Genomic DNA, 16,514 nt, shown 5'->3' on the forward strand with positions numbered 1-16,514 from the left:
ATTATAAAAAATTATCTATGATAGTAAATATCGATCATTATTTAGACAATTATAAAATTTAAAAATATTTATAAAAGAGGAGAGATGATGATGGCGGTTAGGAAAGTACTACTGTTGGGAAATGAAAGCTTATATAAAATTTCTCAGCAAATAACGAAGGATCAATTAAAAAAAGCAAGGGAAGTTGTTAGAGATTTACATGATACAATGATGGAATTTAGAAAAAAATATGGTTTTGGCAGGGCGATTGCTTCCCCTCAAATCAATGAACCCTATAGAATTATTTACATGAATTTTGATGATAACTCTATAGCCTTTATCAACCCTAAACTTGAATTTGTTGGAGACAAAATATTTGAAATATGGGATGACTGCATGAGTTTTCCAGGGCTAGAGGTAAAGTTAAAGAGATATGAAAAGGTAAAGGTCTATTATAAGGATTTAGATTGGAACGATTGTGTGATCGAATTTGAAGGAGATTTAGCAGAGTTAATCCAGCATGAATATGATCATTTAGATGGAATATTAGCTGTGCAAAGAGGAATCGACAATAAATCCTTTAGAGTCAATAAAGACAAATCAGGATGCTTTTAGCAAGGATAACAATCTGCTTATTATATTTTTGAAAGAAATTTTCTTGATTGACTTCAATTCCATTTTATATAAAAACTCTTCTCTAGAGATAGTAATTAACTTATGAAGAACTATTAACTACGCTAAGGAAGAGTTTTTTAAAAAACTTAAATTATAGCTAAGATTAAGAAGCATTGCCATTTTGATGGTAATTGTTTTTAAAATTTGCAATTTTTTATAAAGGAGTAAGAGGAAAATATATAGAAATATAAAAAAAGCTGACAGAAGATGATGCAGAGCTTTTATTGAAGTATTGGTCTGATAATGAAGTTACCAGGTATATGAATATAAATGCTTTTTCTGACATAGATCAAGCAAAAGAGATGATTGATCTATTGAATCACTTATTTAAAGAAAAACAAGCTATACGCTGGGGCATATATAACAAAGAATTTGATTGGCTAATAGGTACTTGTGGATACAATTCCGGATTAAAGGAAGAAACATATATAGGGGAAATTGGGTATGAATTAGGAAGCCAGTACTGGAGACAAGGGTTTATGGTAGAAGCGTTAACCTGCATAATTAATTATGGTTTTAACACTTTAAATTTAAACCGTATAGAAGCGTATGTGATGCTGGAAAACCAAAAATCACTAAAACTTCTTGAAAAGTTAGGTTTTCAAAAAGAAGGGATTTTAAGAGAGCGCGGATACTATAAAAATCAGTTTTGGGATGAATATATTTTTTCATTGTTAAAGAGAGATAGGGAACGAAGTTAGTAGACACTTTCTTGTGAATCGCAACAGATGGAAAATACGAAGTGAATATTCTAGATGATATATCACATTCGTAGAATATTACGTTTTATATGTAGTGTATGAATACCTACTTTATCTGAATAAAAACTTCCTTGAAATATAATGTTTAATCAGAATATTTCAAGGGAGTTTTTTACTTAGTTAATATATTACTTTATTAAGTTTACACCTAGTCCAAATGCTTTTTGGCAATCTATAGGAAATTGAGCTTTTCTATGTGCTGCTTTTTCTTCTTCAGAGAAGATTTCCATTTTATATTTTGAATAATCATCAAATTGATAAGTATTATTTGAATACATAACCAATGGTTTTGTAAATATTTGTTCAATATAAGCTCCAATGTGATTGAATGTTTTTAAATAACCAACTTCATTCATTATTTCTTCTGGAACATTCATTGTATAAATAAATGCTGTTGACATCTTCTTTGGTGCAATTGAAGAATGGTTCTTATCATACACTAAATATTGAAATATCAGTCTTTCTAAAAATGACTGTAATTGACCTGTTATATTACCCAAATATATTGGAGAGCCAAAGATAATACCATCAGCCTCAGATAACTTTTCTAAAACTTCTTTAATATCGTCTTTTACTGTACATTTTCCATAACTTTTACCGCCAAGTCTTTTGCAGGCAAAGCAGCTTATACATCCAGTATAGTTTAAATCATATAAATTAATTATTTCTGTTTCAATTTCCTTATCTTTTGCAGATTCTTTTACTCCATCTAAAGCTTTTTGAAGTAATGTAGCTGTATTTTTATTTTTTCTTGGACTTCCGTTAATAGCATAAACTTTCATAGTAACACTCCTTTTTTCATTTTTCTTTACTTACTTCTATAATTATAACTTTATGTTATAATTATATATCATAAGGTAATAAATATAGAAGTACGCACTTTTTTCTGTGTTAGTATAAAAATCATACCATTAAATTTAAAGGAGTTGTAATTATGAATAATGATATGGATTGTAATGTAGGATTCCCAAATGATAATATATATGAGACACAATGTCCTCTTCTATACGCATTAGAGGTTATTGGAAAAAAATAGAAGTTACCTATTATGTGGTACTTATTTGAAAATGAATTCACTAGATATAATGAATTAAAACGAAAAGTTAAAGGCATTACTAATATGATGCTTACAAAATCTTTAAAAGAATTAGAAGAAAATAATCTTATTGTTAGAATCCAATACGAAACGATTCCTCCTAAAGTTGAATATGCTCTAACAGAAAGAGGTAAAGCACTACTTCCTGCATTGAATGAATTGTCAAAATGGGGTGAAGAACAACTTAAACTTGATAAGTCGAAATCAGATTTTTAAACTCTTCTCATTTACTTTAACATGCATTCTTCTTATTTTGCGCCACTTTTTATAAATTATAAGGAGTTTGAAGTTATGCTTTTAGGATATGCAAGGGTAAGTACCCAAGATCAAAATTTGGATAGACAGATAGATCAGCTAAAAGAAGCTGGCTGCGAGAAGATATTTCGTGAGAAGATCACTGCTACTAAAAAAGATAGGCCAGAACTTGATAGATTGCTTGATCAAATAAGACCAGGAGATACTATCATAATAAGTGAGCTTACTCGTTTGAGCCGATCCACTAAAGACTTATTTCAAATTGTAGAGCCGATCGAGAAAAAAGGTGCAAATATAAAGAGTCTGAAGGAAGTATGGGTAGATACTACCACTCCTCAAGGGAAGCTGATGTTTACCATATTTGCTGGTATTAGCCAATTTGAAAGAGATTTAATTAGCCAGAGAACCAGAGAAGGGCTTGCCAGTGCTAGATCTCTGCCCCGCATCTATTGCTTTCTCTCCAGTATCAAGTTATACCATATTATGTTTTACAGGCAATGAACTGCAGCTATCTAAGTGAAAAACATTAGAGTTTTTATTGCTTATACACTGTCCTGTTAAAGTTGATTCCACTATATTTTCTGCTTTAGCTTCAGTAGCGGAATTATCAACAGGAATACGAGAAGGTTATTAATCAATTTCCAGTTTAGTAAGGTAGTTATGAGCTAGAAGAGAATAAGAAAGAATGTCCTGAAGCAGATTCCTTCAAAATACTTTATTGATAACTTTTTCTTTCCCTCGAAATTGTTAAAAATAGAGGTAAAGAGCAAGTGATCACTAAAATCAATTTTCATGCTTACTAACTCCCTTGTAGCTTCTTTCGAATCATCTATAAGTTTCATAATAACAGCATCTTTAACATATTTTTATTACCCTCAATATGAGATTCCAATTCTTCTAATACAACTTATTGATTAGGATAAAGCCTTCTTACCTCCTGCCATTTCATAAGAAACACCTCTTTGTTTTTAAGTATATATTCTCTATAGCATGTTTATAGCGTGGATTTAAACAAAAAGGATAAGAACATGTAGAAATTAATGCAGGGATAGGGAGTCGAAAGTGGAAATAAATAATAAGGGTAAGATGAATTCCCTATTTGATAAAAAAACCGAAGCTAAGATTATTTATATATAGGAGGAATAAACAATGATCGAAAAATGGAGCGATATACTTATTGCTTTAGTCATTTTTGTATTTGTAATAACAATTGGAGGTTTGTATATAACACAATCGCAATATGGCTACACTGAATCGGCAATTTTGTATTTGGCTGGAGTTTTAGCAGCAGGATTATTTTGGATTGGAAGAAAATAGCCCGCAAATAATTGAATATCACTAGGGAATATAAGGATACTATTCAGTTCAATTGCTACTACATATTCTCTTTTAAAAACGTGCTTGAAAGAAAATGAGGAACTCAGAATACCTTGTGTTGCTCTTAACTTTTTTTTAAACCTTTTATGGAGAGGAGAGATAGACTTTGATAAGTATAAAAAACAAGACCACTATTTTAGTAATAAGCTTAGTCATAAACTTGATATTACTGGTATTTTTAGCAGGATTTAATGTAGAAGTAGCAGACCACAACAATAGAGAATCAATCCGTACTTTAAAAAGCAAGGTGTTGGTTTTAACCGGCTCAACTTCCGAATACAAACCTATTCAAAAGGCGTAATTGGTTTAGTAAGCGGAGGTCAAAAACGATGAAAGATATAGGATTTTTTGAAATTGTTATATTAACAACCTTAGTTGTTTTAGTATATTTTGTCTTTAAAGAGTTGAACAGGAAGAAATATTTAGGTGAATTTATTTTACAAGCACCTAGAGATTTCGATATCAAAGCTTCGATGGGGTTTTGGGTTATTCTTGGTTGCTTTTGGATAATTTTTTTGATAGAAAGAGGGGTAAATATAAATCAATATGATTATAGGCACCCTATAGGTACTTTAGGCCCTCCTATTTTGTGGATATTTATTTGCTCTCTTAATATATTAAAATGTATATATGATAAAGAGATGAGAGAAGATGGAATAAGTAGCAAAGAGGGTTTTGTCTATTGGAGAGATATCATAAGCTATAGATGGACTGTAGATGAAGAATTAGAAATTACCTTTCAACCACGAACCCTCTTTACTTCAAAAAGAAAAATAACTAGAGTATGGACTATTTATAGAGAAGATCAGGAGAAGGTTGATGAAATATTTAGCTATCATATCAATACAAATCAAGAGAGAAAATAAATTTATATGTAAAGGAGTTTATTTTCTCTTTACAAAAATACGCCATGTTTACTTGTATGCACAAGTAAACATGGCGTATAATATTAATAGGCAATACTTATATTAGGTATTATTAATTAAAAGAACTACAGATTTACTAATAAATTATCTAGGAGGAAAAAAGGATGAAGAGCCTCAATAAGGAGAAGGGAATACCCTATTATTTGCAAATTAAAGAGATTTTAGAAGAAAGAATATTTAATAATATCTATCCGGTTAATTCATTAATGCCTTCAGAAACTGTCCTAGCAGAAGAATTTGGTGTTACAAGAGCTACTATCAGAAATGCTCTAAAAGAACTAAAAAATGCAGGACTTATTTATACAGAAAAAGGGAAAGGCACGATCATTAAGTCCCCTAAAATTGAACAGAGCTTATTAAAATTTTATAGTTTTGGAAGGGAATTTAAAAACTCACCTTATGATATAGGCTCTAAAGTAATTAGCAAAGAAAAAATAACACCTACGCTGGATTTAACTGAAAAACTACAAGTTGATGAAAAAAGTTTTCTTTTTAAGGTTGAAAGGCTACGATTGTTTAATAGCATTCCTATGATACTTGAAACATCTTATATTCCCGAGTATATAGCTGGAAATATAATCAACGAAGATTTAGAGAATAAATCGATATATGATCTCTTGGAAGAAAAATATGGTGTCAAAATTATTAAAGCTAAAGAATATATTGAGCCCAAAATATCTGATGAAATTGAGGCAAACTTGCTTGAAATCCCACGGCAGTCTCCTGTCTTTTATACAGAGAGGATTACTTTGGCACCAGGAAATAAGCCTGTTGAGCTAAGACGAAGTATTATTAGGGGAGATAAATTTAAGTTTTATACAGAACTTTATTAAATGAGGTGTAGAAAGTTGAAACGACGTATCTTAAAGTTATTTATAATTTTTTTAAAAATAGGTGCTTTTACCTTTGGTGGGGGCTATGCAATGATTCCTCTGATCGAAAAAGAAGTTGTTGAAAAAAATAATTGGATTGAGAAGGAAGAATTTTTAGATTCTTTGGCTGCTTGTCAATCTGTACCGGGAGCTTTAGCTGTTAATAACGCTGTTTATATCGGCTATAAATTGGAGGGACTGCTAGGAGCACTTGCAGCAGCATTAGGAGTAATACTACCATCATTTTTTATCATTCTAATTATTGCGGCCATTTTTACTACCATTAAGAGCTACTCCATTGTCAATGCAATTTTTATTGGGATTAGAGCTTGTGTAGTTGCTTTAATAGCCACAGCAGGGCTTCGTCTACTGAAAGATATGAAGAAAAAAAACATGTTCATGGTTAGTATGATAGTTATTAGTTTTATCAGTATTGCCGTTTTCAACATCAATCCATTCATTATCGTAGTAGTATCCTCTGTAGCTGGTATTGTGAAAAATCGTCTAATAAAGAATAAAAGAAAGAGGGCAAATCATGATATATTTTAAATTATTTCTAGCATTCTTTAAAATCGGCATTTTTAGCTTTGGCGGAGGCTATGCGATGCTTCCACTGATAGAAAAACAAGTTATTTATCAAAATAATTGGATTGATTACGAAGGTTTTATTGATATTATAGCTACCTCCCAAATGACACCAGGACCCATTGCTATTAACAGTGCCACTTTTATAGGCTATAAAATCGGAGGAGTGTTAGGGTCTATAGTTAGTACAATGGGAGTTGTTCTTGCACCGACGATTATGATTTTGATTTTATCAAAATATCTTCTTCAATTTAATAAATCTAAAACAGTGCAATCTATTTTTGAAGGTTTGCGTCCTGCATTAATAGGATTGATTTTAGCGTCAGCCTATTCTGTTGGAAAAACAAGTATTTTTGATTATACTACATTTTTAATTGTCACTTTAATGTTGATTATTATTAATAAAACTAAAATACATCCCATTGCTACAATTTTCGTTTCAGCATGTTTAGGTGTATTTTTCTATATATAAGAGGAAATTTATGAATGAAATTACACTTAAGATTTTGGAGCTACAAGTAAGATGGTAAGGAATAATCATTTCCTTAGCTATTTTATTGGGAACAGTTCTAACTTTAGGGGAAGAAAAGGAGTTTAGAATTTGAAGGGGGGAGATGATGTCAAAAAGAACAGTTAAGGAGGTTTACTTACTAAGAAGTATAGCTTGTGTATGTGTTGTTTTACTACATTCTATTACTAGAGTTGTAGAACTTTATGATTCGCAATTACCAAGCTATCAAGAAACTTCCTTAATGACTTTAAGATTATTGTTAACTTTTGGGACACCAATTTTCATTTTTTTATCAGAGTTTTTGCTATCTTACTCTTATACTGAGGAAATACCTAAAAATTTCATGAAAAAGAGAATCCAGCTTATTATATCACCCTATATCTCTATGAGCTTTATTTATGCAGTACTGATGACGCATGAGGCAAACAATTTTGTAGAAGGGACGATAATAAGAACCTTTGGCATGTATGTAATGAGGAACTTACTCTTTGGATTTTATAGACATGGATATTTTATCATTGTTGTTTTTCAATTCTATTTCTTACATTTGCTTTTGCATAGACATCTAAGTAGCGCTTCACCTAAAAAGGTATTAAGTATTTCTCTTATGATTAACTTAATATACTTAGGATTCTTTAATTTTGTAGAACCTTTTAATATTCCCTATGGGCAATATATATGGCATGGTCTTTCCTGGGGTAGCTTTCTATCTTGGATATTCTACTTTGCATTGGGTTATTATTGTGGTAAGTATTATGATGATTTTATTAAAATATTAAGATACCATAGAAGAAAAGTGATTTTCTTGCCTTTTGTTGCAGCAACAGTAGTAGGATATTTATATCTCAGTGAAGTTTTAACCATGAATGACTCAAAGAGAATCGATATGATATTTTTTGCCACAAGTATGATTTTTTTCATTTATTACATTGCAGTTAAAATAACGGATATACCCAGCATATTTATAATTATTAGTCGTTTTTCATTTAGTATTTATCTTTTACACATGGTGTTTCTATATCTAGGGGTACAACTTGTTCAAAACACCTCTTATATAAATCTACACCCCCTCTCTGTGTTGAGCCTGTTATTCATAGGAAGCATAGCAGCCTCTATTATAAGTACTCTTGTAATAAGTAAATTCAGCATAGGAAAATATATTGTAGGACGTATTAATAGACCTAAGGAAACAGATATAAAACCCGTATCCAAGAAAACTGCATGGATTTCCAAGGAATTCATTGAAAATAACATTAAGTAGATTTAATAAACATAATAGGGCAGCTGAATGAAATTTGAAATTTTTCTATGGTATGTTAACATAGGCACTGTATCAAAATATAATTTTAAAGATGGAAGGAGTTTTGTATGTTTTCAAAAATAAATTTGTTTTTTATCGTTGTAGGGTTAGTAGGAATCCTTGTGATGGGGTGTACTTCTGGAGACGGTGGTTTAATCAATAATCTAGGTGAACTAGGTGATAAAGTAGCTACTGTTAATGGGGTAGATATTGGTATAGAGGTGTTTCAAGATAGTGTTGAAAGAATGCTTTTAAATTATGAACAACAAGGATTTGATTTAGAAGAAGAAGGAGAAGCATTCTTAGAACAAATACAACAGCAAGCTATCAATAGCTTAGTTCAAGAAGAAGTACTGCTACAGTCAGCGGGGCAAAAGGGGTATGAAGCTCCAGAGGAAATGGTAGAAGAAGAGTTTGCACAAGTAAAAGGGCAGTTTCAGACGGAAGAAGAGTTTCAAGCAGCCCTAGAAGCCAGCGGATTTACAGAGAATGAATTCAAAACAGCACTGGCTAATGACATAAAAATTACACAGTTTATAGATGGTGAAATAGAAGAAGTACTTGTAGAAGAAGATGAAGTGAAGGAAATGTATGAACAATATAAGGAGTCATTAGAGACACAGTTGGAGGAGACAGAAGAAGCTCAAGAAATCCCAACCTTTGAGGAAGTAAAAAATCAGTTAGAAGCGGAAATTAAACAAGGGAAAGAGCAAGAGCAAGTAGGACAGATAGTAGAAAGATTAATGGAAAACAGTGAAATTGAAATATTTATATAAAAAATAGGGGTTGTAGGGGATGAAATCCCCTGCCCGCCTTCAGGAAGGTGCTCAGACAGCTTTGCTGTCGTCGAAAGAAACCTAGCGTTTCCTAGCGAAAGCATCGAAGATGTTTTTTTTAGATGAGCCAATTGAATGGGATAACTTTAACACAGGAATAGATTCAATATCCTGAGTCGTTTATTACATGTAGGTTTTGAACTATGCCCAGCTGATGTCCCATGGGAAAAAATCTCTGTATTTTTTAAGTATAGAAGCAATACGCTATTGTAAAGGGGTATTCCTTTGGGGAACGTTGCAAACACGAGACCGTTCTACGAAATGGGAAGTAAAGGCCGCGTGTCCATGCGCGGATTAAAGCAAGGAGGTGCTTATAGATAAATTACCAATTAAAAAGGATAGTTTTATTATTCGCAAAATGAATAGAGAAGACCTCGACTTTCGTGCGGACTGGCCTAGTTACCCTCCACCGTATGAAATGTTTGATGCATCGTTTAAAAATGGTATTTAATGAAACCGCACATTTAGTAGAGCTGACCCAGAGATAGCAATATCCACGATCTGCTAACAATATGTTTGGCGAGGGTGCTTTGAGGGCATGTATCAAGAGTTTTTTATAATTTATGGGAAAAAACAAGAAGAAACAAGAAGAAACAAGAAGAAACAAATAGGGTTTAATTAACTATTTACTTGGCATCATCTGCAAGTAATGAAAAGGGAGACATTATAAATGAAGAAAAATAAAATAATTGCAAGTATTGTAATGTTGTTAGCTATATTTATAGCATACCAATTATATCATGCTGAATATAACATAAGAGATAATGATGTTGACATAGAAAAAGCTATTATGGAGTTCACTACCCCTTTTGGAAGCAATCGTGGTGTTAAAAATCCAGTTATCATAGGCAGAACAAAGGTGGATAATAAGCTTTTAGTTTTTTATGGTGACAGAGATGTAGAAGGTCTTTTTGGTTTCACTCCATTGCATAGAGGTATAAATGGCAAATACCAGATAAGAAGTACTAATTATGGGGGTGGCAATTTTTATATTGTCGGTTATGGTTTTACAACTTCAAAAGGTAATTATATAGCCGTTGGAGGCAGCGGTTATAGCGATAAAATAGTATCGTATAAGGCTTATCCAATATTTACAATAGATGATACATTAGAATTGCTTAATGACAATGTTGAAGGTAATGCTTTTTTAAATATATATGAAGTGGATAATGAACAGCACTTTCCAACTGTAAAAATATTTGATGCTAATGGAATAGATATATCTAGAGAACTATGGAATGATTTTAGTGATGTTCCTAGTGGCGGGGTTGGAAAAGCAGAATTATTTATGCTTAATGTACTTATATTTATTATTCTAGCTATAGGGTTCACCATTTCAAAGTATTTTTGGACATTTGAACAATCAAAAGAAGACATATAGATTTTATAAAGATATTATATAATAAATTAGGGGTGATAAAAATGGAGTTAAAATCAAAAAAATTGGTAGTATTTATTGTAATTGTAAGTATGTTCACAATGCTCTCTGGTTCATATGCAGAAGAGAACAATGCTGAAGTAGAAATTGATAAGGCATTGTGGTATGAAGCCATTACCAATGTTGAAGCAGCTGAAAAAGAAAAAGCACTTGTTGAGTGGGAGCTTTTATCGCAGGAAGAAAAATATAATAAATTGTATAAGGATTATATTGAGATATTGATGATTTATTATAAAGAAGCTATAATCTTAAAAAATAGTCTTTCAGATTCTTCTGGCGAAAGTATTACAGGTAAATGTTACAGTCTTATGACTAAAATTAGTTCAATGTCAGCTGAGGCATCTAATCTTGCAACGGAAAGTAAATATGCATATAGTAAGGAGCACTTGGTAACCAGCTTTGTAAGCCTAAAGAAATTTGTGAATTACCTTGACACCTATGATTTATATATCGCTACTAATGATACAAAATCTGCTAATGATGTAGTAAAGCATATTGAAGAAGAATCAAAAATATTTATTGAAGCCTTTAGTAAAGCATATAATTACTATGTAATAACTCAAACTGGGGAAGTTATTACTAATTCACTTAATCAAACAGAAGATACTTTCTACAAGAAATTAAAAGCAAATTTGGATCTTATTAAAGCCTCGTACGATATGCTAGAGGAAGCTCATGAACTTATTAAGGATAAGAAAAATGGAGCTGAGTTAATTAAAAAAGTTGAAAAAAATAATTCTAGTGTAAGTTTTTCTAATGTAAAAACCTTAGAAAATAAACAGACAATAGTAAAAGTTAATAATATAGTTGAACTGCTAAAAAAAGCTACAAAAGAATTAGAATATTATTCATTTGATGTTATGACTGAAGGAAAAGGTAATGATAGCAAATATATCTCAATATTAAAGGAATTAAAGACTGAACTAGATGATATAAACAATGATTTTAAAGCTATTGAAGCTAAGGTAAATAGCATAGCTGGTAATGTCTCAGAAAAAGTAGCGGAGATAGAAAATGAGGATTTAAAAAAAGCTCAGGAAAATGGTTATTCTTCAGTTGAAGAATATAATGCTGCTTTAAGGAAACAAGAAGAACTTGAACATTTAGATAAAATTCTAAAAGAGTACGAAAAATTATGTGAAGAAAAGGAACAACTTCAAAGAGAATATCAAGAAATGCTAAGGGCTATTCATGAACAATGGCTTAATGAGAGGATTGATTTCAGTAAAGGACAAAATGGTCAAAATCATGATAAAAATTTCTACATGGGAAAAGTAAAAGAAGGTCTAGCTGATGTATATTGGCTTGATGATTACTTGGCTTCACTTATGTACAAATATCAGTCTGAAGCATATGATGAAATGTGGAAAATAGCAAATAAATCAGGAGTAAATTTGAAACTACTACAGGAATTATATGATGAATACCCAAATGATTTTATGACTATAGTATTACTATATGAAGTGCAAAGTTCATTTAAATAGTAAAAGAACCCTCAATATAGGAGGACGCTGAAAAGGTGCCCTCCTATCATTAGAAAAAGGTCGTAGGTATAACAAAATAACCTGCGACCTTTTTAACGTTAAAATGCTAAAAACGCTGATTTTACAAGCGTAATTCAAAGCTTCAAATAGAAAGAAGCAAATTTCGATCTCTGATCATATACTTTGCACACAAGATAAATCCAGTGATTCACCATGAATGAATTCCTTGCACAATAATGCCCTTATATACCCTCTGTCAGAAGTGGTTGAATGAATATAAAAGCCCAGATTATTATAAAAGTGAATAAGGGCTGTCACCTTTGATGCAGTATGGAGGGTTACGGCTTTAATATTTGCTTTTATAAGAGCATCCTCCACTCCTAGAAAAAGGGCTTTGCCTATACCATTGTTTTGAATGGTTGGATTAACACCAAAACGACTAATATATGCAATGTTTCCTGGCATTATTTCGTAACGTATGGAACCAATGGCTTCGTTGTTTAAACATGCAATCAGTATGTTTTTATTGGCAAGCTCATCCTTTATTATTTCTTCCGTCTCTTTAAGGGCAGAGACCCTCTGGGGAAGACCAAGGTTTAGGGCATACTTATTAAAGGCCTTTCTTGTTATATTATATATATCTTTGATATCTGAAATATCAGCTTTTCTAATTATCATATCCATATATTGTTACTCCAAATTATTATTTTTTCCATACATATACGCCAGCTAAAGGTCTTTTCTGCCTGTATTATCATATGGGTGGCTCCATTATCATAATCGAAGGAAACCAGTGTAGGAACACTAAATGCCACCTTACATTTTATAATTATACATTAATAGGTATTAATATGCAATATTTTATTTATAAATTTCATCTATAAATATCATTTAAAATTCCACCATAAACGAAGAGGCGGAAAATCAATGAAAGTAAAATAAGATAGCTCAATTTTGATAAAAATAACCTAAAGTAGTAAACAGCAGGGAGAATTCTTATGAATACAAAAAACAACAAAAACGATAACAAAGTACTAATAAGTCTACAAATTTAAAGAAAAAAATGAAAAGGCTACTAATATTGATACCACTAAAGAGGCTTTTCTTACTCGTCAATTAGGCAGTCTCATCACTTAATAACAAAACAAGGTGATTCATGCTATCTTTATTATGACCTAATAGACGGGAGTGATTTAACTTATAGAGGTAGAAGTTATACACAATATACTCGTGCTCAATATAGAAGAGATGAAGGTTATGCATTTGAGCTTGATTACAGATCAGGAACACTGTTTATCAGATTAGAGGAACTATCCAAAATGCTACTTATTATGGTGATGGTAATGTTATACTTAGGAATTGATATTGGGAAGTCACTCTTGTAGCTTCTTTAATTGATGAAAAAGGTAAAATTGAATTTAGTTGCAACTCTCTTAAATATCTTACTAACTTATAATATAAGTCGTACCCTTGACTCCAACCCTTTGATTCCTATAACTATATCAAATCATAACATAATTGTAAAAAACATACAATTGAACTGTAATGAAATGGGATTAAGATGTAATGAAAAAGTTTTATATCCCATTTCATTACATTTCACTCCCATTTCGTTACAATTATATTGAATAATGGAAATTTTATGATATGGTAAGGGTGTCTTTAATTACAAGATATGTTTACTAATCGAAAAGACAAAGTTTAAAAATATATTCGAGAGGGGTGAGATTTTATGGACAAGGTTTCTAGAGATTCTCCAAAAAAGTGACTGAAAAGATATCTGCAATAGCCCTTGTGAAGCATATACAGATAATTATCTAGCAGTCACTATAGTATTATTTTAGCATTAAAATTATTACAAAGAAACATATGTGAAGAATTTGAGGATAGACTTGACTTTCAAGTGTAAAAATATTACCAGTAAATAGGAGGAAAACCCAATGAAAAAAGTTTTATGTTTTATAATATTTGCTTTATTGATAATGCCAACATCTGTAGCTTTTGCAGAAGCTTCACCAGAAGCTATTATTGAAATTGATCAAATTGAAATGCTGTTTGATGCTATGATTAATGAAGCAAATAATGCGAACATTGAGCTATGTTCCGATCAATACATTGAAATTCCAGTTAGTATAGGAGACTTAAGTGGAGTTGTTATTATTGAAGATAAAGCTATAGAAGATGAATTTACATTAAGTGGAACTGATTATCATGATATTGTAGATGGAGATAGAGTGAATACTACAACATTAAAAGCTGATAAACTATTAGGAGGAGAAATGATTTTGAGAGTCTACTACACTGCATCTAATGAAGTTACTCACTTAAATGCTACCAGCACATCAGAAGATTTTTCTCCACCTGTAGGGTATACCAACGACGGCACCTCGAGTTGGGTGCATAAAAATCAAGAAACAATTATTGGAGGAACCGGCTCTTACACTATGAAGGCACTTGGAGCCTATCCACTGACAATAAAGGTTAAAACTGAAATATCACTAACAAGCACTCCAGGTACGATACAAGTTAATTATTGGAAAGAGGTCTAAAATGATAGATTTTTTACCTTCTGCTTATTTATTCTTAGGATTATTAATAATAGTAGGGATTATGCTTATTTTCTTGAAAATAAATAATTCAGTAAATAAATTGACTACAACATTAGAAAAACTACTAGTGTTTTTGGAGAAAAATAGGAGTTAAGTTTATTAATACAATATTAAAGAAGTAAATTTTTTGTACTATAAAGTGTGAGGGGCTGTCTAAAATGATTTAGTTGAAATGACAGCTCCTTTTTATCTTTCTGAAAAACTGAGCAAAACAAATATCGTTGAAGAAGGCAGCTCCTTTTTCATGAGAACAGAGATGTATCAAGGCAGACTGTGTGTAAAGTCTCCATTAAATCACCTTGAAAATCAGTGCGAAAAATATTTACCTTTCTGTACTGGGGAGCAATAAAGAAAAATTGCATTACATTACTATTTATGCTAAAATATGTATAGAATAAAAGTACAGCCAGTACAGGAGGATTATACTATGAAAAAGTATGTTTCAAATGTGCCGGCAGATGGTCGTGGCCTGAGCTCCAGCAATGATTGATGCTTATATAATCGGTGAGCGTTGTCCGGAGCTAAAGCCAGTAGTAGCCGATGCCGAAATTAAAAGTAAAAGGATTTCAGCCTTGTTTGTACAAACATATAAACATTGCTTTTTTCTGTTGGGAAAATATTATCCCCAATGGTCTTTTTGAGTACTTTTTATTCCGCGTCGTACTGGCAGTTAAATATATCATATTGATGTATTTGACGTTTTTGATGCTGATATTTATGCTATCCTCTTTTGGGGTATGTATGGTATTTGTTGTAAATTAAGCTGTGGACAATGTCACTGTCCGCGGCTTTTTGTACTATTTGCGCATTTGGAAAATCATCTCCCTATGCACTAATTAGGGCCGCGGTATGCTACGGTCTTTTAATTTAGTAAATTACTGAGTATAAGGGAGGAAATGAAAATGAGTTTATTAGTACTTGAGAATATAGATAAAGAATATAGAAATCAAAGTGTTTTAAATGGTGTAAGTTTAAGAGTGGAAAGAGGAGAGCGAGTGGCGCTAATAGGTCCTAACGGCGCTGGAAAAACCACACTGCTTAAAATTGCTATGGGACTTGAGGATAGTGATGGAGGAAGTGTAATTACAGCAAGGAATATTAAAGTGGGTTATCTCAGTCAGGATTTGAAGGAAGTTGAATCCTATGAAAAAAGCGGCGAAAGAGTCATTCATTATGAAAAGGTCTACAGGCTTGAAAGAAAGTTAAGAGAACTTAAAAAACAAAAGGCTGAGGGAAGCTATGATTCAGACGCTGCTAAATATAAGAATCTAATGGATGAGTATTCAAGACTTCTTATAAGATACGAGACTATGGATGGATATACAATTGAAACAAAAATAAAAAAAATTCTTCTTGGTCTAGGCTTACGCCAGGAATCCTTAAGTACTCCCCTTAGTAAGCTAAGTGGGGGAGAAAAAATGCGTGTTTCAGTTGCAAGGATTCTTTTAGAGGAACCAGATTTGCTTATACTTGATGAACCTACAAATCATCTTGATATACATGCAACTGAATGGTTTGAAAGCTTTCTAAAAAAAATTTGAAGGGGGAATACTCTTTGTATCCCATGATAGATATTTTCTTGATAGAGTAGCAACAAGAATTGCAGAGCTTGAAAAGGGCAGTATTTGTATAAGAAGCGGCAATTATTCAAACTATATTGAGCATAAAAAGCAGCTTGGCCAGTTTGTATTAAATGAACAAAAACGCTTAAGATGGACTATAAGAAATGCAAAAAAATAACATTAGGTAGATTTAATAAACATAATAGGGCAGCTGAATGAAATTTGAAATTTTTCTATGGTATGTTAAC

The 16,514-nt window shown here is 31.7% G+C and carries 18 protein-coding genes; 16 read left to right on the top strand and 2 right to left on the bottom strand.

What is annotated here, in order from left to right; all coding sequences use genetic code 11:
• Positions 1 to 90 precede the first annotated feature (90 nt).
• Both CHB72_RS11290 and CHB72_RS11295 read left to right on the top strand, forming a co-directional pair.
• Complete coding sequence (locus CHB72_RS11290) at positions 91 to 594, top strand: peptide deformylase (protein WP_089282978.1); 504 nt, start codon at positions 91 to 93, stop codon at positions 592 to 594.
• 257 nt (positions 595 to 851) lie between these two features.
• Positions 852 to 1,355 (top strand): GNAT family N-acetyltransferase, encoded by a 504-nt coding sequence (locus tag CHB72_RS11295; RefSeq protein WP_089282979.1) that lies wholly within the window; start codon positions 852 to 854, stop codon positions 1,353 to 1,355.
• 188 nt (positions 1,356 to 1,543) lie between these two features.
• Here the strand turns inward: CHB72_RS11295 and CHB72_RS11300 are convergent, their stop codons facing one another.
• Positions 1,544 to 2,197 (bottom strand): flavodoxin family protein, encoded by a 654-nt coding sequence (locus CHB72_RS11300; RefSeq protein WP_089282980.1) that lies wholly within the window; start codon positions 2,195 to 2,197, stop codon positions 1,544 to 1,546.
• A gap of 266 nt (positions 2,198 to 2,463) precedes the next feature.
• Here CHB72_RS11300 and CHB72_RS11305 point away from each other — a divergent pair, with 266 nt between their 5' ends.
• From CHB72_RS11305 to CHB72_RS11355, 12 genes are all read left to right on the top strand, one after another.
• Complete coding sequence (locus tag CHB72_RS11305; protein ID WP_330397037.1) at positions 2,464 to 2,727, top strand: winged helix-turn-helix transcriptional regulator; 264 nt, start codon at positions 2,464 to 2,466, stop codon at positions 2,725 to 2,727.
• A 75-nt stretch (positions 2,728 to 2,802) separates the two neighbouring features.
• Positions 2,803 to 3,267: a recombinase family protein gene (locus CHB72_RS11310; protein WP_089282981.1), complete on the top strand. Its 465-nt coding sequence runs from the start codon at positions 2,803 to 2,805 to the stop codon at positions 3,265 to 3,267.
• A 648-nt stretch (positions 3,268 to 3,915) separates the two neighbouring features.
• Complete coding sequence (locus CHB72_RS26530; RefSeq protein WP_176431325.1) at positions 3,916 to 4,083, top strand: hypothetical protein; 168 nt, start codon at positions 3,916 to 3,918, stop codon at positions 4,081 to 4,083.
• Positions 4,084 to 4,249: 166 nt separating this feature from the next.
• Positions 4,250 to 4,444: a hypothetical protein gene (locus CHB72_RS11315; protein WP_089282982.1), complete on the top strand. Its 195-nt coding sequence runs from the start codon at positions 4,250 to 4,252 to the stop codon at positions 4,442 to 4,444.
• 28 nt (positions 4,445 to 4,472) lie between these two features.
• Positions 4,473 to 5,009, top strand: a complete 537-nt coding sequence (locus CHB72_RS11320; RefSeq protein ID WP_089282983.1) for a DUF5673 domain-containing protein — start codon at positions 4,473 to 4,475, stop codon at positions 5,007 to 5,009.
• A gap of 203 nt (positions 5,010 to 5,212) precedes the next feature.
• Positions 5,213 to 5,902, top strand: coding sequence for a GntR family transcriptional regulator (locus tag CHB72_RS11325; protein WP_176431326.1), 690 nt, complete (start codon positions 5,213 to 5,215; stop codon positions 5,900 to 5,902).
• A 15-nt stretch (positions 5,903 to 5,917) separates the two neighbouring features.
• Positions 5,918 to 6,490: a chromate transporter gene (locus tag CHB72_RS11330; protein ID WP_242975104.1), complete on the top strand. Its 573-nt coding sequence runs from the start codon at positions 5,918 to 5,920 to the stop codon at positions 6,488 to 6,490.
• The gene (locus tag CHB72_RS11335) at positions 6,477 to 6,998 is read left to right on the top strand and encodes a chromate transporter (RefSeq protein WP_089282986.1); all 522 of its coding nucleotides are present in this window, start codon (positions 6,477 to 6,479) and stop codon (positions 6,996 to 6,998) included. The genes CHB72_RS11330 and CHB72_RS11335 overlap by 14 nt, the downstream gene beginning before the upstream one ends.
• A gap of 145 nt (positions 6,999 to 7,143) precedes the next feature.
• A complete protein-coding gene (locus CHB72_RS11340) occupies positions 7,144 to 8,298 on the top strand; it encodes an acyltransferase family protein (protein ID WP_176431327.1) in 1,155 nt (384 codons plus the stop codon).
• A 107-nt stretch (positions 8,299 to 8,405) separates the two neighbouring features.
• The gene (locus CHB72_RS11345; RefSeq protein WP_089282988.1) at positions 8,406 to 9,113 is read left to right on the top strand and encodes a SurA N-terminal domain-containing protein; all 708 of its coding nucleotides are present in this window, start codon (positions 8,406 to 8,408) and stop codon (positions 9,111 to 9,113) included.
• A 730-nt stretch (positions 9,114 to 9,843) separates the two neighbouring features.
• Positions 9,844 to 10,554, top strand: coding sequence for a hypothetical protein (locus CHB72_RS11350; protein WP_089282989.1), 711 nt, complete (start codon positions 9,844 to 9,846; stop codon positions 10,552 to 10,554).
• Positions 10,555 to 10,595: 41 nt separating this feature from the next.
• Complete coding sequence (locus CHB72_RS11355) at positions 10,596 to 12,095, top strand: hypothetical protein (RefSeq protein ID WP_089282990.1); 1,500 nt, start codon at positions 10,596 to 10,598, stop codon at positions 12,093 to 12,095.
• Between the two features lie 174 nt (positions 12,096 to 12,269).
• Here CHB72_RS11355 and CHB72_RS11360 read toward each other — a convergent pair whose 3' ends face one another.
• On the bottom strand, positions 12,270 to 12,779 hold the full coding sequence (locus tag CHB72_RS11360) for a GNAT family N-acetyltransferase (RefSeq protein ID WP_089282991.1): 510 nt from the start codon (positions 12,777 to 12,779) through the stop codon (positions 12,270 to 12,272).
• A gap of 1,256 nt (positions 12,780 to 14,035) precedes the next feature.
• Here CHB72_RS11360 and CHB72_RS11365 point away from each other — a divergent pair.
• Positions 14,036 to 14,644 carry a DUF2059 domain-containing protein gene (locus tag CHB72_RS11365; RefSeq protein ID WP_089282992.1) on the top strand — a complete coding sequence of 203 codons (609 nt, stop codon included), beginning with the start codon at positions 14,036 to 14,038 and terminating at the stop codon, positions 14,642 to 14,644.
• A 962-nt stretch (positions 14,645 to 15,606) separates the two neighbouring features.
• Entirely contained in the window at positions 15,607 to 16,245 is a 639-nt protein-coding gene (locus CHB72_RS11370) for an ATP-binding cassette domain-containing protein (RefSeq protein ID WP_176431328.1), read from the top strand.
• The last annotated feature ends 269 nt before the right edge of the window (positions 16,246 to 16,514 follow it).

The sequence above is a fragment of the Anaerovirgula multivorans genome, from assembly GCF_900188145.1.
Classification (GTDB): Bacteria; Bacillota; Clostridia; order Peptostreptococcales; family Natronincolaceae; genus Anaerovirgula; species Anaerovirgula multivorans.